Raw genomic sequence first — 24,429 nt, 5'->3', positions numbered from 1 at the left:
TCTCTTGTCAATCATGACTAAAGTCATGGATATAACCATGACTTTCTCCTCATGTAACTGCTGAGGATAAGTTCTTATGATGGTGGCATCCAACCAGGAAAAACCCACCAGACAAGTAATGAAACTCAAAGCATTATCGCTAGTTGCTTCCGCGATCGCTCTCACTTTAACTGCAACCTCCTTTGCTGTTCACGCTCAAACAGCCTCTCCTTCACCCCTGTTACTTGCCCAAACTCCACAAAAAGAAAGAGGCCCTTGGAAAGAGTTGGGTCTAACAGATGCCCAAAAAGCCCAAATTCAGACGATTCGCCGCGATAGTCGCGCCAAATTTGAAGCAGTTTTGACCCCAGAACAAAAAGCAAAATTAGAGGCAGCGAAACAAGCACGGCGGGCTGAATGGCAAGCGCGTAAAGCTCAAGGGCAAACAGGTCAACGGCAACCCGGTCAACGTCGAGGAAAGGGTGGTTTTGCTGACTTAAATCTAACTGAAGCCCAAAAAACCCAAATGCGACAAATCCGCGAGTCTGAGAAACAACAGATTCAAGCAGTCTTAACCGCAGAACAGCGTCAAAAATTAGAGCAATTCCGTCAAAATGCTCCTTCACGCCGTCAACAAGGCAATCCTCAATAATCATCTTTCAAAAAATAATAATTCTGGGGTGGGCAGTACTCGCCCATCTCAATCCCAAAATAGATTATATAGACTTCTTGCAGAAGATGCGGAAAGGGGAAAAACTTCATCCCCTTTCCCTTTCCCTATTTATTTCCCTGCTCAATTTAGTAGACTTTCAAGCTAGTTTTGAGTTATGAGTTAATCAAAACTCCGCTTGATTAAAATGTCAAAAGAATTCGCAATTGGTAGTAAAGTCCGTGTTGTGGCGCTACCAGCTTATGTCAAAACTGCTGAACCTATGCCCATGCTACGCCCCCCTAATGTAATTCACATGGGCGAAGAAGGTATAGTCATTGACCGCAGACCCGGTGGATATTGGGGGATTCGCTTTGCTAGGGGTGTCTTTCTCCTAGATAGTCAATATATCGAAAGTACAGATACCCCTGCCGAATCTCACTTAGAATAAGATTTCTCGCAACCAAGAATTGTAAACTTGTGTAAAGTTGTGATTCTGGTTTACACCATGATTTCCCGCCGTACTTTTTTAAGCATATTATTTGCCAGCTGTATTTCTGTCATCAGCTGGCTGAATTTTACCCCTGCTGCTGATGCTATGGGTGGTAAACTTCCGGCAATTAATCAACCCGCACCTGAGTTTACTTTGCCAACCAACACAGGTGATGGCAAAATTTCCCTCTCTGACTTGCGCGGTAAATGGCTAGTCCTGTATTTTTATCCTAAAGACTTCACCTCTGGTTGCACTATAGAAGCTCGTCGTTTTCAGCAAGACTTACCCCAATACCTCGAAAAAAATGCTCAGATAATCGGCGTTAGTGCTGATGACATTGATTCCCACGCCAAATTTTGTGATTCAGAGGGACTCAAATTCCCCTTGTTGGCTGACACTGATGGTTCAGTGAGCAAAGCTTACGGTTCGTGGCTCGGCTTTTTATCTATGCGCCACAGTTTCATCATCGATCCTCAAGGCGTCTTGCGCGAGACTTTTGTCAAAGTCAATCCAACTATTCACAGTTCAGAAGTGCTGGCACGACTAGAACAATTACAGTCCACAGCTTCTTAAATGATTAGCCTAAGTTAGGGATTTGTCTCCTTGGCTTAGGCTAACAATAATCAAGCGGTTATAGCAGGAGGCAGAAGGCAGTCTTGCTGGAGGCAGGAGGTAAAAGTATTACTATTCCTAGCCTTGAGGGTTTCAAATTGTCCTAACCTATGTGGCTACGGCTATAATTTAAAATTAGCTACTGGAAGAACTTGCATACATCTAAATTCTCCCCCTTAAAGGCTATTCATTACTTGGATCTTTCTTAAAATTTGTCAGAGCGATCGCTAAAGAAATAGAGTGATTATTTTTTCTTTCCTTCGGGCAAAACAAAACCATATTTTTTGAGTACAGTTTTGGCTTCACCGCCAGATAAAAACTGAACAAATTCTTTGGCAGCAGAAGGATTTTTACTGTTTTTAATTATTGCTACCGGATAGACAATTGGGGAATGAAATTTATCATCAGCAGTAACTACGACTTTTACCTTGTTGGAAATTTTGGCATCAGTGGCATAAACTAAACCTGCTTCGGCGTTACCACTTTCTACTGCTGCTAAAACTTGACGCACATTGTTAGCAAAGACCAATTTCGACTTGAGGCGATCGTAAATTTTCAATTTCTTCAAGACTTGCTCGCCATATTGACCGGCGGGTACGCTTCTGGGTTCACCGATCGCAATTTTTTTAATCTTACTGTCTGTTAAATTGTAGAAGCTATAGATGCCAACAACATCCTGAGGCACAATCAAGACTAAACGGTTATTTGCCAGGTTAGTACGACTACCTGGTAGCAACAGTCCTTTTTGTTCCAAGGCATCCACTTGCTTTTTGCCAGCAGAAATAAAGATATCTGCTGGCGCTCCTTGCTCAATTTGTTGCTGCAAAGCACCAGAAGCCCCAAAGTTATAATTAATATTGATATTTGATTTACTTTGTTGGTATAAAGGCTTAATTTCTTCCAGTGCCTCTTTTAAGCTGGCAGCTGCGGACACAAGTATGCTGGTGTTTGACTGTGCTATTACAGGAGAAGGAGGAACCAACGGTAAACCAATTGCTAGTAGCAAGCCAGCGATCGCTATACCCAAAAAGCCAAAAATTTGTCTTCTTTTCATAGAAAAGGCGTTTGAAGGGTTTCTTCCATAAAATTGACGTTAGGTAAAATAGTACCAAATATACCAACTTATAACCAACTATATCGGTAAAAATCTGCCGAGAAAAATTTCAGTAGGTAAACTGGGCTACGAACAGCGCAGCCCTTGTTTACCACTCTGTAGCTTATGAAAGTGCTGATACTGGTTCTAACTTCTCAGCTTTGTTCTTCAATACGGTTGGTAGTTCGCTGTTGAACGCCTCACCTTCAACCACTTGCGATCGGAAACCATCGGGCCCAACTGGAACATCGCCCGTGATGGTGGTGCGATAGAGAACGCGCTCGACTTCCAGATGATCCAAGTCTTGAGGGGCCAAATGGGAGGTAGCGCGGTTATCCCAGAATGCAATGTCACCGTTATTCCAGCGGAAGCGGGTGGTGTAGGCGGGCTTGGTAATCTGGTTGAAGAACAACTCAAGCAGCAAGTCGCTCTCTTGTCGTGATACGTCAAGAATGTGCGAGGTGAAGCCAGGGTTGACGTACAATGCGCGTTCACCAGTCTCAGGATGAACCCTTACCACTGGATGGATTGAAACCAGGGGATTGGCTGCGATGCGCTGGGCAATCTTGCTGTTGCTGGGCAAATTCAAACGCGCATTGAAGCGATGTTCGGCCTTTAATGTGTCTGCTAATGCCCGTAGGGGTGCTGACAGACCCTCATAGGCTGCAACTAAATTTGTCCACTGTGTGTCACCACCGAAGCTAGGGACATTAACCGCACGCAAAATTGATGCCGCAGGTGGGTTGACAACTGCTGTAACATCGGTGTGCCAACGGCTCTCGTAGCTGGAACGACGCAGACCATTGCGCCGCTCGTAACGGCTGCGGTCAATGGGCAAGATTTCTGAGAAGCCTTCAATCGGCTCGTCTTCGTGGGGATGTGCGTAAGTCACTTCACCAAAACGAGCTGTGAATGCAATCTGTGCCGCATGATCGATGTTTTGACCGCGAAAGAACACGACTTTCCACTTCAATAGTGCTTGACGAATTTCTTTGACTGCATCATCGTGCAAAGGACGTGACAAGTCTACGCCGCTGATTTCGGCACCGATGAAACCTGCTACCTGTTTGACTTCAATGTGTTTGTTGCTCATCTCAATTCTCCATAGTTTGATCGATCGGGCGGTGTTCGCACTCGTCCGTTTACTTGAGATATGTTGCTTGCGCTTAATGGCTACATACCAAAGGAAGCGATCGCAGTTTTAATATATTACTATAAATTGATCGATTTACCGTAGTATATACTTGCCGTATTTTAGACTGCTGTAACAATGGTAGATTTAGTCCGGGAAAAGGTAAGTAAAAATTCGGAACACAGATATTAAGAAGCTTCTCAGATCCAGTGAGACGTACTTAGAGTTATTTCATATAAAGTTTATTAAATCTTTTTATTTTTCACATAAGTATTTTATTTCTTGATTAATTTATACTGTAGGATGACAAAGAAACAATTATATTTATAATAATTACGTGTTGCAAAAAACTGCAAAATCAATATTTAAATAATTATTTGAAGTAAAATTTTTTAATTAAAATGTTTGTAGACAATTTGATACTGGTTGATAAGAAAATAAGACCGTATATTTAATTCGTAAATTAGATAAATCTTAATTTTAGTTCACTCTTTTATTCAGAGATACTAATTTGCTTTTTTCATTAGCAACACGCTAATAAAAAATTATCAGTTGATTTTTTACCAAGGTTGATTAATGCCTTGAGGAGATCGAAAACTACATGAAAAAGCAATTACCACAAAAGAAAACGCAGATATCACAGAAATGGACTATTTCTAAATATTGGTTACGTTTTTTAATCATAGTTCTATTAGTAATAGGTGTATTTTTTCGCTTCGTTAATATTGATAAAAAAATTTATTGGGGTGATGAAGCTTTATCCTCATTACGCATATCTGGCTATACGCAGTCAGAAATGAGGAAGCAATTAGGTAATGGTCGTTTGATTGGCCTAGAAGATTTACATAAATACCAGTATCCTAATCCTGAAAAAAATACAATTGATACAATTAAAGGAATTATTGTAGAAGACTCGCAAATTTTGCCATTATACATCTTGATGACCCGGTTTTGGGTAGAGTGCTTTGGCAATTCTATAGCAGCGATCAGAAGTTTTTCGGCATTTATTAGTCTGCTTACCTTTCCTTGTCTTTATTGGCTATGTCAAGAATTATTTGAGTCTTCACTAGTCGGGTGGATAGCCATCGGGTTGGTAGCCGTTTCACCTATTCATATCGTGTATGCACAAGAAGCGCGATCGTATAGTTTAGCAATAGTAGCCATTTTTATATCGAGTGCAGCACTGCTGCGAGCTATGCGCCTTCAAACAAAAGTTAGTTGGTGCATTTATGCAGCAACATTATCAATAGGGTTTTATACTCATCTATTTTTTACCTTGGTTGCTTTTGCACAAGGAATTTATGTAGTTACAATCGAACGCTTTCGATTGAGTAAAACATTAATTTCTTACCTGCTATCATCGCTTGCGGGTTTTATCACTTTTGTACCTTGGATTTGGATTATTATTACCAATCCTCAGCCAGAAGCAGTAACTTGGGCGAATATTAAACAAACAGTATTTATGTCATCTGTCAGGTGGGCTGGTATTTTTAGTCGTGCGTTTATTGATTTAGGTATTAGTCCTAACGAGCCTGGAAAACTTAAGTTTTTATTAATTCCTTTTATTTTGATTCTTTTAGTTATAATCGGCTACTCAATCTATTTTTTATGTCGAAGAACCTCTAAAAAAGTTTGGTTATTTGTTTTAACCTTAATTGCATCAGTAGGGCTTCCATTACTGATAATAGATTTCGTCTTTTTAAAACGATATGCTACTAGTCGATATACACTTCCTTCTGTTTTAGGGATACAGTTAGCTGTTGCTTACCTATTTACCACTAAAATTACGTCTATTTCTACTAAAGCTTGGCAAAAAAAGTTTTGGTCACTTGTAGCATTTATGGTAGTTATAGGCGGGGTTGTATCTTGTATGGTTCACTCTCAACCGCAGATTTGGTGGAACCAATTCCCTGAAAAATACCAAGAATATCCTCACATTGCTCATATTATTAATCAAGCTAAGAAACCGCTTTTAATTAGTGATGAGGATAACATCATTCCACCACTACAAGTACTTAGTAACTTAATCGATCCAAAAGTGCAATTCCAAATTGTAGGAAAAAATCAGTTACCAGAGATTACTAATGGCTTTAGTGACATATTTTTATTCTTGTTCGAGCCATCTGATTTCTTAAAAGCTGGAATTGAAAAAGTTTATAACTCAAAGTTACAGCAGGTAGACGACTTTCTCTGGAAAATAACAAAAGCTAATTAAACTAAGGATACGGGCACATCTACCGCCTGGGAGACTGCAAGTGGAAACTAAAAGCAGATAGTTGGCATTTGAATCTCGCTTGGCGGTTAAAAATTCATATCAATTAGCCTGATAAGTTGCACAGTTAGAGCAAAAATATACTTTAATTAAACAAATAATTTAAGTATATACTGGTACTGCTGCCGCTTATGTCATCGCCCCTTGAGCGCCCGTTAAAAATTGAAATCAGATTGCCATCTTCCCATCCTCAATTATTGGAAGGATTGGATATATGGTTGCGTTTAGGTTTGATATCTGATACCCAAGTCAGGCAGTTATGTCGAGAGTTTCTGGTGTGTGCGGTGGTGTTGCAACCCCAGGCTGAAGCTCAAACAAAGGTAGTATTTGCAACTTCCGACTCCGTGCAGGAGTTGCCTGTAGCAGCTTTACAATCTAGTAGCAGTAAACAACCACAACAAAAACCAGCTAAACCCAACCTCATCGGCACAATGTTGCAGTCCTTGGGGGCAGAACTGAGTGTGCGTTGGCTACTTTTTCTAGGGGTTTTTTTGGTAGTTGTATCCTCTGGAGTACTGGCTGCTAGTCAATGGGCGAGGTTTCCGGCTGCTGGACAGTACGGGGTTTTATTTGCTTATACTTTGAGTTTTTGGGGATTAAGCTTTTGGGCGACTAGGCAAAATAACCTCAGATTGACGGCTCAGACATTGCTGATTGCCACTCTTTTGTTAGTACCAGTGAATTTTTGGGCAATGGATAGCTTCAAATTGTGGCAAAATCCTGTGGATTGGATTGTAGTTGCGATCGCCTGTCCTACCCTGACTGCTATAACTGTTTTACTCTCCAAAAATCGGACTATTTTTGCCAATTTACATCCTGGCAAATTACCTCTGATAAATATTCTAGGGCTGAGTTATCTGCATTGGGGTTGGCAGTTAAGAGGATTTCCCTTAATTGCTGTTTATCTGGCAACGATCGCCACAACTATCATTACTGTTTATTACAATCTTTTCCAACAGCCTCGTACTGTCAGCGACGATCGCCGTAGGTTAAGTATTAGTTTACCTGCTACTGTAATTATTTATTCTTTAATAGTATTGTTGGTGCGGGCAATTTTTGTTACCAAGGTAGATGTCGCACTGTTGGGGTTAGCTATTGGCATTTGCGGCTGGTTGATGACTTGGTTAGCAGAGCAGGGGAGCAGGGGAGCAGGGGAGCAGGGGGGCAGGGGGGCAGGGGGAGCAGGGGGAGCAGGGGAAGTAACATTAATATCCTCCTCGTCTCCCTTGTCTCCCTTGTCTCCTTCATCCCTCTTACTCTGGGAAAGACTTGGTGGGGTTTTACTCTTTTTGGGTTGGGTGGTATCGGTAGTAAATTATCCTTGGCAAGCAATAGCTGTCAGTGGTTTGGGTTTGTGGTTTGTAGGGAGTCGCTTGCGGCGGTACAGTTTAAAGCGAGACTTTGCAGGGGTTTTCGTCATCGGCTTAGAGACGATTTTGCTAGGTTGGCGATTAGTACCCGATAACTTACAGAAATTAGCGATCGCAACTACTACCCAACTCACCAATTCTCAAAATGAACCTTGGGCGCTACTGGGTATAGCTTTATTTCCCTACGTAATTTTGATGGTGGCGCTTACAGATAATTTGTATCGCCGCCAAAAGCGAGGATTAGCTAAATTTGGCGAACTACTTACCCTGTTATTTGGAGCTTTTTTAACAACGATCGCTCTTGTAAATCCTCCATTGCGATCGCTAAATCTGCTATTTTCTACCGCCACTCTGGCATTTGTGACTCAACGCCGCTCCCCCTCATCCCTTCCCCTGGTATACCTAACTCATATCATGGGGGTGCTGACATTTTGCTTTACCATTAATTGGTTATTCCCCAGCCTGACTCAACAATGCTGGGCAAGTATTTTATTGGCTCTGATGGTTGCAGAATGGCGATTTAGCTTGCAGGAAGGACTATGGCAACGTAGTGCATGGGATATCGGCTTAGGATTAGCCGCAGCGAGTTTTTTCCTGTTGTGGATGAATTCAGAATCATCTTGGTATGGCATCACTGATGAGCGATCTGATTGGGGAGTTGTATGGCTAGTTACGCCTTTAGCTCTTACGGGTGTTGCCAATGCCGCAATTATAGAGCGGCGGCTTACTAGCCGTTACTTGAGTGTCTTGGCTGTAATAATTGCCCAGTTACTAACTTTACAATTACCAGGAATCAGATTAATCGGTTTGGCTGTAGGTGCTGGATTGATGTTTGTAAATACCCGCTATTTGCGCAACCAAGTATCTGCGGTAATTACAGAAGGATTTGTTTTAAGTTTCATTGGCGTGCTGCTGTGGACGGGTGTACCTGGTTTACCTCGCCTAGCGGTAGCTGGTTGGTTTGTTGTCGGAGCGATCGCAACTCTCAGTCTATGGTTAGCGCGGACAGTTTTCAGCCGACGCGGTAACGAATTAGCAGTTATCTATGCAACCGCCAGCGATAAATGGGCGATCGCTTTATGCAGCGTTGAATTATTATGTTTGACGCTGCACTCAATACTGATTTACCAAGGGTTTACGACTTCAGGATTTTTGTTCTTAATTGCCACTGTAATTACCTTGGCAGCCATTGTTTATCGCAGTTGGCGCGAACCGACAAATTGGGCATTTTATGGCATTGGTTGGTGTTTGGAATTGTTGATTGCCCAAGGGTTAGGGTTGGGGGAACGCTCAATTGTGAGAATTGCGATTGCAAACATCGCCTTGGGTTTAATTACTCAACTTGTCGGCGAGTGGTGGCGGCGACGACATCAATTAGAAAGGTTTCCTAGCAGCCTGCACATTTTGCCATTAATTTATGGTGCATTCAGTGTATTGCTGCGTTTGAACACCTTCACCGAGTGGACAGGTTTGTATTCCTTGGGTGTAGCTTTAATTATTATTGGCGTAGGGCGACGACACGAGAACTTCAAACCCTTGCTGTATTTAGGAATCATTGGCGTATCAATTTCTGCTTATGAACTTTTGTTCTATCAAATGTCACAAGCTTCAGGAGGAGCGTTAGGTGATGGATTGATTGCCATGTCTGCCCTTGGTGCGAGTATCATGTATGCTTACCGCATTTTGTCGCCTTGGCTAGTCAGCTACTTACATCTAACTCCCCAAGAATTGAAAAGAATTGCCCATATTCACTGGGTTTGGAGTAGCTGTTTATTAATGGCTGCCATTCCTGTTCCCATTGCAGTTAACCGTTTGGTGGGATTGGGAACGGGAGTATTTTTGATTCGCTACGCCATCTTTCAGGGACGAAATTTACCCACTTCCCCCAGGATTTTGGGAAGAATTACAATTGCCGAGATGTGGGTTTACCTTGGTTTATTAGAGGTAGCCGGCATGAGGATTTATTGGCGAGAGACAGCAGTAGGGCGATTTTGGGCTGGGCCATTAGTTCCTTGGAATGGTGCGATCGCTTGTGTGGCAGCCTACTTTTTGTACGTTTTACCTTGGGAAAATTGGGGTTGGTCTAAAAGACCTTGGCAACAAGCTGCATACATCACACCACTGATAATTTTATGGGAAACCAGACTGCAAACTTACCCCATAACTTTGATAATCGCAGCTGGATTTTACATCTTCTTAGCAAAAGTAGGCGAAAACATCCGTTTCACCTATATTAGTGTGGCGTTGATTGATTGGGCACTTTACCGTTGGTTTGATTCCTTACACCTGACTGATGCTTTATGGTATATAACGCCAATTGGATTATCACTGCTTTATATTGCTCAAGTGGATACCCAACTGAAGCTACCAGAGTACAAAACATCTCGTCATTTTCTGAGAGTGCTAGGGAGTGGCTTAATTTGTGGGTGGGCAATTTTATTTAATCAAAATACAGCTTGGATTCCGGGTGTTTTTAGTCTCATCGCTATTTTTGCTGGATTAGCTTTACGAGTACGAGCTTTTCTCTACATTGGTACAGCAACTTTTTTAATCACAACAATCTATCAATCGGTAATTTTCAGCTTGCAGTACTCCTTTTTAAAATGGGTAGTTGGCTTGTTAGTTGGTATTTTATTGATTTACATCGCCGCTAATTTTGAAACCCGTCGCGCTCAAATAACTTCCTTAATTCGTAGCGCCATTGATGAATTTCAATCATGGGAATAGGTAATACCCATTTAAAAAAATGCGACATACAGACCATTTGTAGAGACGCGATGAATCGCGTCTTTACTTTACCCAAGAATATGTAGCAATCATTAATTGAATTAGTATAGGCTAAGTATTGAACTAATTAGATAGCCGCCTAAAATGGCGTTTCAAACAACATTACCTAACCTAATCGGGTCAAAAGACTTAATCTAAAAACTTCATGTACTGTCAAATTACCAAGCGAACAATATTATCAAGAATATCAATCGTTCGACCCAAGATTTCTAAGAAACCTCCAGTATGATTTATTTCCTGAATTTCTTGATTTATCGCTTTAATGCCATCTTCAAAACCTTTTTCGTTTTGCTCCAGTTTGTTGATTAGAATAGTACCAATGTTGTTCCTGACTGTGTTGACATAAATCGTCCATTGACCACGATAGTTGTTAAACTTTTTTTTATGTTCTGGCTTAGTAAATTTTCTTTCAATACCAGGTTGATATAAATTTTTATCTATTTCACTGATCTTTTTCAAAAATGCTAATTGTTTATTGTTATCGACATTAAATGCTATCTCTGACATAAAATTACTTTTCCTTTCTTTATTAGTTATTTTTGATTTCTTCAGCTACATTAACTAGGGAATTTATCTCAGATAAAAGTTCATTAGCGCGTGCAATAGTAAACTTATCTTCTAAAAGTAACTGAAAAGCTTCTTTGAAGTCTTTGGCTGATTCACTAGCATCATTTAAAGCTTCTATCGAAAGTGTCATCGTCAAAATATTCTGCCGTTTTTCTATCCATTCGTCAGGATCGCTAATTGGATCGGCAGCCGTATAAGGTCTGAAAAGTAAACGATCTTCCTGATTTTCTTGAATGGTTGTTAAATTATTTTTTAGTTCAGTAGTAAGAAGTTCAAGCACTGATTCCTGAATAGCAAGCTCTCGATAAATCGTTTCTTTCCTCTGCTCTAATTCTTTTCTCAACGCACCTTTAATTTTCTTACTCAATATTATTTGAGGAATTTTAGATAAAACAGAGCTAATTTTGTTAGAAACAAGAGGATTACCTTGAATATTAGTGCTAACATTATTTAATTGAGTGAAAATATCCTCAGTAACTTCTTGTGCTTGTGTTGGAGCATCCGAAGTTGCTAGATTTTCTAAAGCAATAAAGTAGCGTTGGAGTAAATCGGTATGTTGGCGCATTCGTCCAATTATCACAAGCCATTCTTTATCTAGTTTAGTAATTTTAATATACATTTCTTCACGTTCTTCTACTGTATATTCTGTGCGGTTACGCAGCAACTTTTCCGAATTGGCATCAACAACGTAGTTTCCTGATGTAACCAATAAAGTATCTAGTGCATCTGCATATTCTTGTCCAGCGTTGGCAAACTTTTTATATTCTCTTAGAGAAGCACCACAGGCAACTAATGAAGCTCCAATCAAAGAGATGATTGATGCTCTAATAACAAATTTAGATTTGATAGTAATCTCCTTTCTAAGCATAAAACGTATAAATAAGATGTTTCAAAAGCAGAAAGTTAAGTAAGAAAACTCTCAGGGCGTAAGCTTGATATAAGGTAAAAACGCTGTTATTTCCTTCTCCACTCCCCAATTAGTTAATTTCGGAATTTTGCGATCGCATCAAAAAATATTGCTCCAGGGTTGACGTTTCGGTGTTTCGCGCAGTCTGTAACAGCTTCCGCCTTCCCTGTAAGAACTTCTGCTTTCACGTTTCCGTGTTTTGCGCAAGCTGTAGCAACTTCTGCTTTCACGTTTCCGTGTTTTGCGCAAGCTGTAGCAACTTCCGCTTTCACGTTTCCGTGTTTTGCGCAAGCTGTAGCAACTTCTGCTTTGATGTTTCCGTGTTTTGCGCAAGCTGTAGCAGCTTCCGCTTTGATGTTAAACCAATTCGCAATTGGTAATTCAAAATTCGTAATTACGAATTGGTATAAAGCAAACAAATTTTAGGCTTTTTCAGAAAAATCAACAATTCCACGTATGGCAACCTCTTCAACAAATGTCCACTATAGAGTTATGAGAAATTGAGAAAATGAGTATTAATTATGGGAAGGCGAAAACGCAATTCACGTACTCTTGGGAAAGCTGAACTACGTCTAGCAAGCGTTAAATCTATTAGTCAAACTCTCGATGTTGGAGAGGGGTTAACAGTCAAAGATTACACTGAAAAAATCGAAATGGTGCGGCAATCTCTAGAAGCATACAATACCACCCTCTCTACTATTGATGTCTTACTAACCCAGCTCGTCGAAAATGAACAGGATTTAGCAGACTATTCTGAGAAAATTTTGCGTGGTGTTGCTCATAAATATGGTAATAATAGCCATGAGTATCAGATGGCTGGGGGTACTCGTAAAAGCGATGTCTACGACGGGCTACGCCTACGCAAGCGTGCTGTGCGCCAAGGTGTTGTTTGACTACTAGCTAAGGGATAAAGAGAATAAGGAAAATTAGGAAGATAGGGAATACAAAGATTTCACCCACTCCCATTCCTGCGTCAAACCCTCTTTTAGAGAGACTTGCGGTTGATATCCGAGAATTTTCTGTGCTTTAGATACATCAGCAGCCGTGTGGCGCGCGTCTCCCATCGCTTTTTCAATGTGGTTTCTTTTGATTGGCTTCCCAACAATTTCTTCAATCGTATTTAAAACTTCTGCTAAAACCACCCTGCTACCACCACCGATATTAAAGATTTCTCCCACTGCTTGGGGTGCGGTAGCGGCGGCTAAATTAGCGGCGACGATATCACTAACAAACGTAAACTCCCGCGTTTGCTGGCCATCGCCGTAAATAGGAATCGCCTCATCGCGCAAAATGGATTGAAAAAATTTATGAAATGCCATATCTGGGCGCTGTTTGGGGCCATAAACTGTGAAATAGCGCAATGTTACACAAGGTACACCAAAGTTTTTGTAATACAGTTCGCACAAAAACTCTGCTGCTAGCTTCGTAATGCCGTAAGGAGAAACCGGTTGAGGACAAATTCTCTCGTGGGTAGGTAATGTTTCTGCATCACCATATACACTAGATGAAGAGGCAAACACTAACCTTTTTAAGTGTTTAGCATCCTTAGCTGCTTCCAGCAAAACTTGTGTAGCGTTAACATTTCGTTCTGTATAGCCTCGAAAAGCTTTACCCCAACTTGCTCTGACCCCTGCTTGTGCCGCTTGATGGTAAACTACATCAACATCTTTTAGGAGTTTCTGCCAATCTAAAAACTGCATATCTCCTTCAATTAATGCAAAACCAGGTAAACGATACAAGTGTGCAACATTGTTTCGCTTTAACATCGGATCGTAATAATCATTGAATTCATCAATCCCGATTACTTCGTTTCCTTGTTGTAGCAATGTTTCTGCAAGATGAGAACCAATAAAGCCTGCGACTCCAGTAACGATAATTTTAGCCATGTTGCCGATTTTTTCTATCCTGATTAACCGCGATATTCACAGGTTAATAATTATAATCAAAAATCGGTTATTAATTGAAGATTATTTTATAGATAGGTTGAATTATATCAGCATAAAAGATAATTAAACTAATACATTTATGCTAAAAATGTGTTATGAACTGGATGGAGTAATTACTAATAATAAAAACTAAAAATTTACTAATTAGTTAAATTTAATTTTTCAAATAAATGCAGTTGGAATTCAATAACTAAAATAGCTGAAAAACCCAAGGTTTTACCCCACCCTAACCCTCCCCTTGTAAAGGCTACGGTGTACACACAAGTCTGAAATAGCTGAAAAACCCAAGGTTTTACCCCACCCTAACCCTCCCCGTATGTATTGGGGAGGGAACAAGATTTCTTATTTCCCCCCTTTATAAGGGGGGACTAAGGGGGGTAAATCCAGGGTTTGTGTGTACACCGTAGCTCAATATATCGGGGGGATTAAGGGGAGTGGAATTTTAGGGGACTTTTACAAGAGGTATACTAAATCATCAGAAACTTGCACAAGTGTGAGAATTGATGAAAAAATTGATCCGCGAGAGCAGTTAAGGTATTCTCATTTTGCAAGGGACGCACGAGGAAATCAGTGAAAGTTTTAGTTGTTGGTAATGGAGGGCGCGAACACGCTCTGGCGTGGAAACTGTTGCAATCTAAGCAAATTGAGCAAGTTATCTGTGTACCAGGGAATGGGGGGACGGCAAGTATGGAACGTTGCCAGAACTTGCCCTTAGCAGTATACGATTTTGAGGGAATGAGCCGATATGCTCTAGAACATGGCATAACTCTGGTAATAGTTGGCCCAGAAGTTCCCCTATCTAAGGGAATCACAGATTACCTCCAAAACAAAGGATTGATGGTATTTGGCCCAGTCAGAGCCGGAGCGCAAATTGAAGCGAGTAAAGCTTGGGCAAAAGCCCTGATGCAAGAAGCAGGGATTCCAACGGCACGGGCTGCGGTATTTACGGAAGCTGCGGCAGCAAAATCTTACGTCAAATCTCAGGGAGCGCCCATTGTTGTTAAAGCTGATGGCTTGGCGGCTGGTAAGGGTGTAACGGTGGCTGAAACAGTTACACAAGCAGAAAGTGCCATTGATGCAATTTTTCAAGGACAATTTGGCAGTGCTGGTGAGTTTGTCGTCATTGAAGAATGTTTGATTGGGCAAGAAGTATCAGTTTTAGCATTGACTGATGGGTTAACAATTAGACCCTTGTTGCCAGCGCAAGATCATAAGCGGATTGGTGACGGCGATACAGGCGAAAATACTGGCGGGATGGGAGCATACAGCCCAGCACCCATCGCTACACCAGAGTTGATGGCACGCATTCAAACAGAAGTATTAGAAAGAGCGATCGCCACCTTAAGAGCTAAAGGCATTGATTACCGAGGCGTGCTGTATGCTGGGTTAATGATTGCACCCGATGGCGATTTGAAGGTTTTGGAATTTAACTGTCGCTTTGGCGATCCCGAAACCCAGGTGATTTTGCCACTGTTAGAAACACCCCTAGAAGAGTTGATTCTAGCCTGTGTACAGCAGCGCTTAAGTGAATTCCCGCCTATTGCTTGGAAAGGGGGAGCATCTGCGACTGTGGTTGCCGCTTCCGGTGGTTATCCAGGAGAATATCAAAAGGGGCAGGTGATTACTGGCATTGAGGAGGCAGAAGCAGCAGGAGCAACTGTATTTCATGCAGGTACGAAATTGAACCAGCAACAAGAAATAGTCACAGACGGAGGTCGAGTATTAAATGTGACCGGAATTGGAGAAAATTTTGAGCAAGCGATCGCTCAAGCCTACGCTAGTATCAAACATATTCAGTTTCAAAGGATGTATTACCGAAAAGATATAGGGCATAAAGTGGTTAATGGATAAATTAACTGAGTATCCCCAGATAATTAAGCGTATCCTTACTGAGTACGTAGAACTATGCAACCGTCGTTCTAACCGAGACATCGAAAGATTCTTAATTATCGATGAGCCAAAGGGTCACTATATTTGGATGAACCTTGGTTGGCAAAATGGCGAACGCATTACTGGTATGACTGTCTACGTTCGGATTCGAGATGGCAAATTCTGGATTGAGGAAGATTGGACTGAAGATGGAATCGCAACTGACCTAGTTCGTGCAGGTGTTGCCAAAGAAGATATAGTTTTGGCATTCCATGAGCCTAAAATGCGGCAGTACACAGATTTTGCAGTAGCATCCTAGCGATCGCTAATTTTTTAGTTGTTGGGGTTTGAGGAAAACAGGAGAGAGAAAGTTAAACTAATGCCTAATACCCTTCAGGAGTGCTGAGTGCAGGGCGTTGAGCCAGTGCTGAATTGGTAATCTCACTTATGTTACTTGGAACTTGGAACTGTTTTGCTCAATGCCCACTTGCCCTGAGCGAAGCCGTTCGCGTAGCGTCTCGCAGAGAAGGGATGCCTCATTCCCCATTTCCCTAACATATTTGTCAAATTAACTGTTAATTTTTAAGTTGTTGGGCTTTATAACAAAGACTACTAACAACTTTATTTAAGATGCTAAGTCTGTTCAAATCAATTCGAGATGCGATCGCAAGTTGGTGGTCGGAGTTCACTCTCCAAACTAAACTGCTGGCTGTGGCCACAATGGTAGTTTCGTTGGTGATGAGTGGTTTAACCTTCTGGGCTGTAAATACAATCCAGCAGGATGCGCAGATGAATGATACCCGCTTTGGTCGTGATTTGGGGCTGCTGCTTGCTGCCAACGTTGCCCCCTTGGTCGCGGACAATAATCTCACGGAGGTTGCCCGATTTTCCCAACGTTTCTATAGCAGCACCTCTAGCGTGCGTTATATGCTTTATGCCGATGAAAACGGGGAAATCTTTTTTGGCATTCCTTTTTGGGAAGCCGAGGTAGAAAATTCTCTTACCATTAAACGGCGGATACAACTGCCAGAAGATTATCCTGGTGATGGGGAAAAGCCGATGGTGCGGCAACACACAACCCCAGATGGGACAGTCACCGATGTATTTATTCCCCTGATTGTCAATAAAAAATACTTAGGTGTATTAGCGATCGGGTTCAACCCCAATCAAACCGCTGTTATCTCTACCAATTTTACCCGCGATGTCACCATTGCCGTTTTTATCACAATTTGGGTAATGGTGATTTTGGCAGGAGTGATTAACGCTTTGACCATCACCAAGCCGATTAAAGAACTACTGGTGGGGGTAAAGCAAATTGCTACCGGGAATTTTAAGCAGCGGATTAATTTACCTTTAGGCGGCGAACTAGGAGAATTAATTTTCAGCTTTAATGAGATGGCAGAGCGATTAGAGCGCTATGAAGAACAGAACATTGAAGAACTAACCGCAGAAAAAGCCAAGCTAGAAACTTTAGTTTCCACGATCGCAGATGGTGCTGTGTTGATTGACAACAACATGCAGGTGATTTTAGTCAACCCCACAGCAGAGCGAATTTTTGGCTGGGAAGCCGCTAATGTAGTCGGTTGCAATGTCTTGCATCACTTGCCAGCATCAGTACAAATCGAAATCACCCGTCCTTTGTACGAAATGGCAGTAGGCGAATGCGAAAGCGCCGAATTCCGAATTTTTATTAACCAACCCACCCCACGGACGATCCGCATTCTTTTGACTACAGTACTCAACCTGCAAAGAGAAAGCATCAAAGGTATTGCGATTACTATTCAAGATATAACCCGTGAAGTCGAACTAAACGAGGCAAAAAGTCAATTTATCAGCAACGTTTCTCACGAACTGCGAACGCCTCTATTTAACATTAAAACTTATATTGAAACCCTGCACGACTACGGCGAAGACTTGGCTTTACAAGAACGGCAAGAGTTTCTGCAAACAGTCAACCATGAAACCGATCGCCTCACCCGCCTAGTTAACGATGTTTTGGATTTATCAAAACTCGAATCTGGTCGCAACTACAGCTTTGATGGCGTAGATTTAGCCCAAGCGATCGAGCAAACCCTGCGTACTTACCAACTCAATGCCAAAGATAAAGGTGTTGAACTTGTTCAGGAAGTTGCCCCTAATTTGCCGCTAGTATTAGGTAATTACGATCTATTAGTACAAGTGTTTGGCAACCTGATTGGTAATGCGCTTAAATTCACCAAAGCCGGTGGTAAAGTAGCAATCCGCGCCTACCAACTAGATTTCAACCCCAGTCACACCGAATCTGTACCAGTGCGGATTGAAATTTCCGATACTGGAATTGGCATCGCCACAGAAGATCAACACTCAATTTTTGAACGCTTTTTCCGCGTAGAAAACCGAGTTCACACCCTAGAAGGTACGGGTTTAGGTTTATCGATTGTTAGAAATATCATCGACAGACATCGTAGTAAAGTTCATCTAGTGAGTGAAGTCGGCATTGGCACCACTTTTTGGTTTGACTTAGCCATATTTGAAGAAAAAGCGCCGTTGATACAAGTTGAAGCTATTGCGGAAACATCCAAAATTACCACAGTTTGAAAATTGCAGAAGCATCCAAAATCATCACAACCTGAAGATTAAGGATTGAGTATGGTTTGTTATTTTTGACCATTCCTGATAGTGGCAATTTTGGATGAAGCTTTTGAAGAAATTGCCACACTTTATTCAATTTATACATAAGAGTTGATTAGCGATCGCTCTCTAGGTGGATCGTCTCACAAAATCGCATTGCTCTCTTTTGAATCTAGAAATACTACACTAACTGTTCGCATAGTTGTTGATATAACTGTCATTGACAATCTTGGTGCAAGCAGTATTGAATTTTGCCTAATTGTGGCTCAATTAATTATGTATACAAGTTACGGAATGTTTATTCTGCCAAATTCTTGGGAAATATTAAAATTATCAACTTCTTCTCAAAATTTTAACTTGACCCTATGACGACGCTGGCAGCAATCCCCGATTCAAATCCATTGCCGTATATCCCTGGTTATGCCATTGTTAAGCAGCTATATGCAGGTTCTCAGACAATAGTTTATCGAGCAGTGCAGGAGTCAAGTCAGCGTCCGGTGGTGATTAAACTATTACGGCAAGACTACCCCAACTTTAACGAGTTATTACAGTTTCGTAACGAGTATGCAATTACCAAAAATCTCAACATTCCTGGCATAATCCACCCATTGAGCCTAGAAGCATACGCTAACAGCTATGCCTTAGTAATGGAAGACTTTGGCGGCATTTCCCTACGGGATTATACCCAAAATTATTCCCTATCTTTAGAGGAATTTTTAGAAATAGCCCGACAAATTGCTGATATTCTCCATGAAGTCTGCCAGCATCGAGTCATCCACAAAGATATCAAACCTGCCAACATTCTGATTCATCCAGAATCACAACAAGTCAAGCTGATTGACTTCAGCATTGCCTCCCTCCTCCCCCGCGAAACCCAGGAAATCCAAAATCCGAATGTGTTGGAAGGAACCCTTGCCTATCTTTCCCCAGAGCAAACCGGACGAATGAATCGCGGCATTGATTACCGCAGTGATTTCTATGCTTTAGGGGTGACATTGTACGAACTTTTGACTGGACAATTACCCTTTCAATCCAACGATCCGATGGAGTTAGTACACTGTCATTTAGCCAAGCTGCCACTCGCTCCACACAGTATTAATCCAGAAATTCCCGCGATCGCCTCAGAGATAGTATTGAAGTTAATGGCGAAAAATGCCGAAGATCGGTATCAAAGCGCCTTGGGTTTGAAATATGACTTAGAATGCTGTCTCAATCAATGGAAAGCAACGGGTAGAATAGAAACCTTTGTCTTGGGACAACGGGATGTGTGCGATCGCTTCATTATCCCCGAAAAACTCTATGGGCGAAACACAGAAGTTACAACCTTGCTCAAAGCTTTTGAGCGCGTCGCTAATGGCAGTTCAGAAATGATGCTAGTAGCAGGATTTTCCGGGATTGGTAAAACTGTGGCGATCAATGAAGTCCATAAACCGATTGTCAGACAACGCGGTTACTTCATCAAAGGCAAGTACGATCAGTTTCAGCGTAATATTCCGTTTAGTGGCTTTATGCAAGCCTTTCGCGATCTGATGGGACAACTGCTGAGTGAGAGTAATGTCCAATTGGCGGCGTGGAAAGCGAAAATTTTGGCTGCTGTAGGTGAAAACGGACAAGCAATTGTTGATGTGATCCCTGAACTAGAGCGAATTATCGGTCAACAGCCGCCAGTCCCAGAACTATCTGGTAATGCTGCCCAAAATCGTTTTAATTTGCTATTTCAGAAATTTATCGAGGTTTTCACCACCCCTGAGCATCCGCTAGTGATGTTTCTGGATGACTTGCAATGGGCAGATTCGGCATCTCTGAATTTGCTGCAATTATTGATCGGTGAAGCTAGTTCTGGATATTTACTCATTCTGGGTGCTTATCGAGATAATGAAGTTTTTCCGACTCATCCCTTAATACTGACACTGGAGCAGATTCAGCAAGCCCAAGCTACCGTCAATACGATTACCCTGAAACCCTTGGTGGAAATAACGGTGAATCAATTGGTGGCAGACACCTTAAGTTGTCCCAATGAACTGGCTCAACCCCTGACGCAATTGGTATATCAGAAAACCAAAGGGAATCCCTTTTTTACAACACAGTTTCTCAAAGCACTACACGAAGAGGGTTGCATTCAGTTCCAGCCTGAACTGGGTTACTGGCAATGCGATCTGGCTTCGGTGCGGCAGTTGGCATTGACCGATGGAGTGGTAGAGTTCATGGCATTGCAGTTACAAAAACTTCCGGTGGATACACAGGAGCTTTTGAAACAGGCGGCTTGTATTGGCAACCAATTTGATTTGAAGACCTTGGCAATGGTCTCTGAAAAATCACTGATTGATATAGCGACCAACCTATGGACGGCGTTACAAGAAGGGCTGATTCTCCCGATTAGCGAAACCTACAAGTTCTTCCAATCAAATAACTCAGACCATATCGATCGCGGTGGTGAGATTGTCGTTCCTTATAAATTCTTGCACGATCGCGTCCAACAAACTGCCTATGGTCTGATTCCAGAAGATCGAAAACAGTCTATCCACTTCCAAATTGGACAACAACTGTGGGCAAATACGCCTGAAGCAGAGCGAGAAGGGAAAATTTTTGAAATTGTCAATCAATTGAACTACGGTCTGAAATTGACATCTCAAAAAAGTTCTCCTGGATTGTTGAATGCACAAAATGGTGACGAAATCTCCAGGCTGCAAGAATTGGATCTAGCTCAACTGAACCTGCTTGCAGGACAAAAAGCCAAGGCAGCAACCGCCTATGAAATGGCAAATAAATACTTCACAGCAGGGCTGGCAGCGCTTCCAGAAAACGGTTGGTCAGATCGTTACGACCTGACCCTTGCCCTTTATACAGAAGCGGCTGAAATTGAGTACCTGACTGCCCATTTCGAGCAGGCAGAACGGCTTTCAGAAATTGTTCTTCAGCACGCCCAGGATTTGCTGCAAAAGGTGAAGATGTATGAAATCAAAATCTATTTCTACATTGCTCAGAATCAAATGCTGGCAGCAATCGACATCTGTCTGCAAGTGCTGGAATTTTTGGGCGAACCGCTGTTTAAAGAACCTCCACAGGAGTTAGCGATCGAGGATTTAATTAACCTTCCAGAGATGCTCGATCCGCACAAGTTAGCAGCCATGCGAATTGCGATCGCAATGGTCACTCCCAGCCTGAACGCTAAACCAGAGTTGTTACCACCGATTGCTTACACACTAGTGAACCTATCGATTCAATTTGGCAATTCGGCATTTTCAGCATTTGGCTACACTTTCTATGGCCTGGTTTTATGTGGTACCCCAACCGGAATTGAAAAAGGCTATCGGTTTGGACAATTAGGATTAAAATTGCTGGAGCGCTTCAACGACAGGAAATTGTATGCAAAAGTGGTTAACATTTTTGATGTGTTTGTGCGGCACTGGCAAGAACCCGCTCGCAAAACGATCGCTCCTTTACGTGAAGCTATTCAGGTTGGATTAGAAATGGGTGATGTAGAGTATGCCTGCTACAACGCCGCCTCCTACTGTAACTATCTTTTCTTCATCGGTGAAGCACTGGAGCAGGTAAATCAGCAACAGCAAAAATACATCGATCTGTTGTTGAAATTCAAACAAGAATATCAAATTTATTTCAGCCAGATTTGTCGTCAGCTGGTGTTGAATTTGATGGGAGCAGCAGAAGATCCCTTAATACTAGTTGGAGAGAGTTTCGACGAGCAAAAAATGCTGCCGATTTTAATTGAAACTCAAAACGGAACTCTCTTGTTCCTGCTCCATCTGGCAAAGACCATTCTTTTGTTCATCTTTGAAGACTATCAGCAGGCACTTATCCATGCTCAAGAAGCCGAAAAATACCTGGGAAACATGGTTGGCTTCTTGCAGTTTGCCGAACATAATTTCTATTACTCCCTCGCTCTTTTGGCTACCTGTTCAAATGGCAATGAAGCAGAGCAACAATCGGCATTAGAAAAAGTTGCAGAAAACCAGAAAATGATGAGTCAGTGGGCGTTTCACGCTCCTGCCAATCATCAACACAAATACGATTTAGTTGAAGCAGAGCGAGCAAAAATTTTGGGTCATTTAGACGCAATGACCTACTATAAAAAAGCCATTCAGGGGGCAAAAGAAAACAACTACATCCAAGAAGAAGCACTCAGCAATGAGCTGGCCGCCAAATTCTACCTAGCTTGGGGCAAAGAGAAGCTGGCCGCAGACTATATGCAACAAGCCTACTACTGCTACGCTCATTGGGGTGCAAAGGCGAAAGTTGCCCATTTAGAAGAACAATATCCGCAACTACTAACAGCCATTCTCCAATCGCCTAATATTGCTATCACATCTACGGCAACCATCCCCTTAACTTTGATGAGAAGTGTAACTAAAAGTTCTAGCAACCAAAATTTATACTTAGATTTACAAGCGGTGATGAAAGCCGCACAAGCCATCTCTCAAGAAATTGAATTAGAGAAACTGTTGGCAACCTTGATGCAGATCGCGATCGCCAATGCTGGCGCCCAAATCGGTCATTTGGTTCTTCGCCAAGAGGAACAATGGTTAGTTGTAGCTCAAGCCGATCGAGAACTGGTAAAAACTTTAGAAATTCCCCTGGAGCAATACTCAGAAATTCCTCAAAGTCTGATTTATGCAGTAGCAAGAACTCAAGAGACGGCTGTGTTTGAAGACTTGAGTACAGCAGTGCAATTTGCCAGCGATCGCTACACAATCGCTCACCAGCCCAAATCAGTTTTATGTACTCCCATTAGTCGCCAAGGAAAACTCATCGGTATTTTGTACCTGGAGAACAACTTAATTTTAGGCGCTTTTACCAGCGAGCGCATCGAGATTCTCCAACTCCTAACTAGTCAAGCCGCTATCTCTGTGGAAAATGCTCGTTTGTATCAACAAACCGAAAACTATTCTTACACCCTAGAAGCAGAGGTAGAACACAAAACCCAAGCTCTCAACCAAAAAGCCCAAGATTTAGAGCAGACCTTGAAAAAATTGCAGCAAACTCAAGGACAATTAATTCATAGCGAAAAAATGTCATCTCTCGGTCAATTGGTAGCTGGTATTGCTCACGAAATTAACAATCCAGTTAATTTTATTAAAGGTAATCTCACCCATACAGAAAATTACATTCAAGATATGATGCGTTTGCTGACACTTTATCAGCAAGAATATCCCCAACCTAATCCAGCTATTCAAGCGATGAAGGAAGAAATTGAGCTTGATTTTCTGTTTAAAGATGCTAATCAAACTTTAGAATCTATGAAGATTGGTAGCGATCGCATCAGCAAAATTGTCCAGAGTTTACGCAACTTTGCTCGCTTAGATGAAGCCGAAATCAAAGCTGTAGATTTACACAGTGGGATTGAAAGTACGCTGTTAATTTTGCAACATCGCTTACAAGCTTCTGAAAATCAACCCGAAGTGCGTGTCATTAAGGAGTATGGCAATCTACCTCTGGTGACTTGCTATCCTAGCCAGTTGAATCAAGTCTTCCTAAATCTGATTAACAATGCCATTGATGCGATTCGAGATAATCCCCAAAGCAGCCAACACCCAGAAATTCGGATTCGTACTGGAGTGATAGATCGTGAATGGTTACGAATTGCGATCGCCAATACAGATAGTACGATTCCTGTAAATCTGCAAGAGCGGATTTTTGAACCGTTTTTCACTACAAAACCCATTGGTCGCGGTCAAGGTTTGGGGTTATTTGTTAGCTACTCTATTATCCAACAACATCGCGGTACTTTAACTGTGCGTTCTCAGCCCACTGAGGGAACTGAATTTGAGATTGTTCTCCCTATCTATTAGACATCTTGCAAAAGTTACTTTTGCTTTCCGGTTGGGGAAAGGTTACTGGGTTTGAAAAAATTCCATACCTTTACAATACTGCACGCTTTGTGGATTTTTAACTCGGAATTGGATTTGGGAAAAGGTTAAAGGGTAAAGGTTAAAGGTTTCTTCTTTCCCCTTTACCCTTTACCCTTTTCCCTACAAATGCCAAGAAGTCTCTGGAGGCGGAGCCTTCCAGAATGGGTTAAGAGCCTGGAGGCTCTTAACCAGTCAGAGCCAAGGCTATATCTTACAGCTATTTTCAGGTAAATAGACCACGCGGTAGGGGCACAGCATTGCTGATATGTGTCAACT

Annotated in this window: 16 protein-coding genes; 10 read left to right on the top strand and 6 right to left on the bottom strand. The window is 41.9% G+C overall.

Annotated elements, in window-relative coordinates; translation table 11 throughout:
* Positions 1-118: 118 nt before the first annotated feature.
* From RMY64_RS07640 to RMY64_RS07630, 3 genes are all read left to right on the top strand, one after another.
* Positions 119-631, top strand: a complete 513-nt coding sequence (locus RMY64_RS07640; RefSeq protein ID WP_322670533.1) for a P pilus assembly/Cpx signaling pathway, periplasmic inhibitor/zinc-resistance associated protein — start codon at positions 119-121, stop codon at positions 629-631.
* A 205-nt stretch (positions 632-836) separates the two neighbouring features.
* Positions 837-1,079, top strand: coding sequence for a regulatory protein SipA (sipA, locus tag RMY64_RS07635; protein WP_322682666.1), 243 nt, complete (start codon positions 837-839; stop codon positions 1,077-1,079).
* Between the two features lie 57 nt (positions 1,080-1,136).
* Positions 1,137-1,694 (top strand): peroxiredoxin, encoded by a 558-nt coding sequence (locus RMY64_RS07630; RefSeq protein WP_322699791.1) that lies wholly within the window; start codon positions 1,137-1,139, stop codon positions 1,692-1,694.
* A 283-nt stretch (positions 1,695-1,977) separates the two neighbouring features.
* On the opposite strand, the gene modA is transcribed toward RMY64_RS07630, so the two are convergent.
* Together modA and RMY64_RS07620 are read right to left on the bottom strand one after the other, a co-directional pair.
* A complete protein-coding gene (modA, locus tag RMY64_RS07625; RefSeq protein WP_322699736.1) occupies positions 1,978-2,787 on the bottom strand; it encodes a molybdate ABC transporter substrate-binding protein in 810 nt (269 codons plus the stop codon).
* Positions 2,788-2,950: 163 nt separating this feature from the next.
* Complete coding sequence (locus RMY64_RS07620) at positions 2,951-3,919, bottom strand: TauD/TfdA dioxygenase family protein (RefSeq protein WP_322670518.1); 969 nt, start codon at positions 3,917-3,919, stop codon at positions 2,951-2,953.
* A gap of 640 nt (positions 3,920-4,559) precedes the next feature.
* Between RMY64_RS07620 and RMY64_RS07615 the strand changes: the two genes are divergently transcribed.
* Entirely contained in the window at positions 4,560-6,173 is a 1,614-nt protein-coding gene (locus tag RMY64_RS07615; protein ID WP_322670519.1) for a glycosyltransferase family 39 protein, read from the top strand.
* A gap of 188 nt (positions 6,174-6,361) precedes the next feature.
* A complete protein-coding gene (locus RMY64_RS07610; protein WP_322699735.1) occupies positions 6,362-10,327 on the top strand; it encodes a DUF2157 domain-containing protein in 3,966 nt (1,321 codons plus the stop codon).
* Positions 10,328-10,540: 213 nt separating this feature from the next.
* Here the strand turns inward: RMY64_RS07610 and RMY64_RS07605 are convergent, their stop codons facing one another.
* The 3 genes from RMY64_RS07605 to RMY64_RS07595 all read right to left on the bottom strand — a co-directional run bounded on the left by RMY64_RS07605 (position 10,541) and on the right by RMY64_RS07595 (position 12,280).
* Positions 10,541-10,894, bottom strand: a complete 354-nt coding sequence (locus RMY64_RS07605; RefSeq protein ID WP_322699734.1) for a hypothetical protein — start codon at positions 10,892-10,894, stop codon at positions 10,541-10,543.
* A gap of 22 nt (positions 10,895-10,916) precedes the next feature.
* Positions 10,917-11,822, bottom strand: coding sequence for a hypothetical protein (locus RMY64_RS07600; RefSeq protein WP_322699733.1), 906 nt, complete (start codon positions 11,820-11,822; stop codon positions 10,917-10,919).
* Between the two features lie 113 nt (positions 11,823-11,935).
* Complete coding sequence (locus tag RMY64_RS07595) at positions 11,936-12,280, bottom strand: hypothetical protein (RefSeq protein WP_322699732.1); 345 nt, start codon at positions 12,278-12,280, stop codon at positions 11,936-11,938.
* Positions 12,281-12,382: 102 nt separating this feature from the next.
* Between RMY64_RS07595 and RMY64_RS07590 the strand changes: the two genes are divergently transcribed.
* Positions 12,383-12,754 (top strand): hypothetical protein, encoded by a 372-nt coding sequence (locus tag RMY64_RS07590; protein ID WP_322699731.1) that lies wholly within the window; start codon positions 12,383-12,385, stop codon positions 12,752-12,754.
* A 33-nt stretch (positions 12,755-12,787) separates the two neighbouring features.
* Here RMY64_RS07590 and RMY64_RS07585 read toward each other — a convergent pair whose 3' ends face one another.
* Positions 12,788-13,747 carry an NAD-dependent epimerase/dehydratase family protein gene (locus RMY64_RS07585; RefSeq protein WP_322699730.1) on the bottom strand — a complete coding sequence of 320 codons (960 nt, stop codon included), beginning with the start codon at positions 13,745-13,747 and terminating at the stop codon, positions 12,788-12,790.
* 630 nt (positions 13,748-14,377) lie between these two features.
* Here RMY64_RS07585 and purD point away from each other — a divergent pair.
* The 4 genes from purD to RMY64_RS07565 all read left to right on the top strand — a co-directional run bounded on the left by purD (position 14,378) and on the right by RMY64_RS07565 (position 24,093).
* Positions 14,378-15,658, top strand: a complete 1,281-nt coding sequence (purD, locus tag RMY64_RS07580; RefSeq protein ID WP_322699729.1) for a phosphoribosylamine--glycine ligase — start codon at positions 14,378-14,380, stop codon at positions 15,656-15,658.
* A complete protein-coding gene (locus tag RMY64_RS07575) occupies positions 15,651-15,995 on the top strand; it encodes a XisI protein (RefSeq protein ID WP_322682677.1) in 345 nt (114 codons plus the stop codon). Before purD ends, RMY64_RS07575 begins: the two co-directional genes overlap by 8 nt.
* 311 nt (positions 15,996-16,306) lie before the next feature.
* Positions 16,307-18,253 carry a two-component system sensor histidine kinase NblS gene (gene nblS / locus RMY64_RS07570; protein WP_322673043.1) on the top strand — a complete coding sequence of 649 codons (1,947 nt, stop codon included), beginning with the start codon at positions 16,307-16,309 and terminating at the stop codon, positions 18,251-18,253.
* Between the two features lie 398 nt (positions 18,254-18,651).
* The gene (locus tag RMY64_RS07565; protein WP_322699728.1) at positions 18,652-24,093 is read left to right on the top strand and encodes an AAA family ATPase; all 5,442 of its coding nucleotides are present in this window, start codon (positions 18,652-18,654) and stop codon (positions 24,091-24,093) included.
* The last annotated feature ends 336 nt before the right edge of the window (positions 24,094-24,429 follow it).

The organism is Nostoc sp. DedQUE08, from assembly GCF_034530895.1.
Taxonomy (GTDB): domain Bacteria; phylum Cyanobacteriota; class Cyanobacteriia; order Cyanobacteriales; family Nostocaceae; genus Nostoc.
The sequence above is the reverse complement of the archived record's forward strand: the minus strand, read 5'-3'. Positions and strand labels throughout refer to the sequence as shown.

Excerpts from the sequence above, each read along its gene's own strand:
- RMY64_RS07640 (WP_322670533.1), top strand. The coding sequence starts at position 119 with ATGAAACTCAAAGCATTATCGCTAGTTGCTTCCGCGATCGCTCTCACT.
- sipA (WP_322682666.1), top strand. The coding sequence starts at position 837 with ATGTCAAAAGAATTCGCAATTGGTAGTAAAGTCCGTGTTGTGGCGCTA.
- RMY64_RS07630 (WP_322699791.1), top strand. The coding sequence starts at position 1,137 with ATGATTTCCCGCCGTACTTTTTTAAGCATATTATTTGCCAGCTGTATT.
- modA (WP_322699736.1), bottom strand. The coding sequence starts at position 2,787 with ATGAAAAGAAGACAAATTTTTGGCTTTTTGGGTATAGCGATCGCTGGC.
- RMY64_RS07620 (WP_322670518.1), bottom strand. The coding sequence starts at position 3,919 with ATGAGCAACAAACACATTGAAGTCAAACAGGTAGCAGGTTTCATCGGT.
- RMY64_RS07615 (WP_322670519.1), top strand. The coding sequence starts at position 4,560 with ATGAAAAAGCAATTACCACAAAAGAAAACGCAGATATCACAGAAATGG.
- RMY64_RS07610 (WP_322699735.1), top strand. The coding sequence starts at position 6,362 with ATGTCATCGCCCCTTGAGCGCCCGTTAAAAATTGAAATCAGATTGCCA.
- RMY64_RS07605 (WP_322699734.1), bottom strand. The coding sequence starts at position 10,894 with ATGTCAGAGATAGCATTTAATGTCGATAACAATAAACAATTAGCATTT.
- RMY64_RS07600 (WP_322699733.1), bottom strand. The coding sequence starts at position 11,822 with ATGCTTAGAAAGGAGATTACTATCAAATCTAAATTTGTTATTAGAGCA.
- RMY64_RS07590 (WP_322699731.1), top strand. The coding sequence starts at position 12,383 with ATGGGAAGGCGAAAACGCAATTCACGTACTCTTGGGAAAGCTGAACTA.
- RMY64_RS07585 (WP_322699730.1), bottom strand. The coding sequence starts at position 13,747 with ATGGCTAAAATTATCGTTACTGGAGTCGCAGGCTTTATTGGTTCTCAT.
- RMY64_RS07575 (WP_322682677.1), top strand. The coding sequence starts at position 15,651 with ATGGATAAATTAACTGAGTATCCCCAGATAATTAAGCGTATCCTTACT.
- nblS (WP_322673043.1), top strand. The coding sequence starts at position 16,307 with ATGCTAAGTCTGTTCAAATCAATTCGAGATGCGATCGCAAGTTGGTGG.
- RMY64_RS07565 (WP_322699728.1), top strand. The coding sequence starts at position 18,652 with ATGACGACGCTGGCAGCAATCCCCGATTCAAATCCATTGCCGTATATC.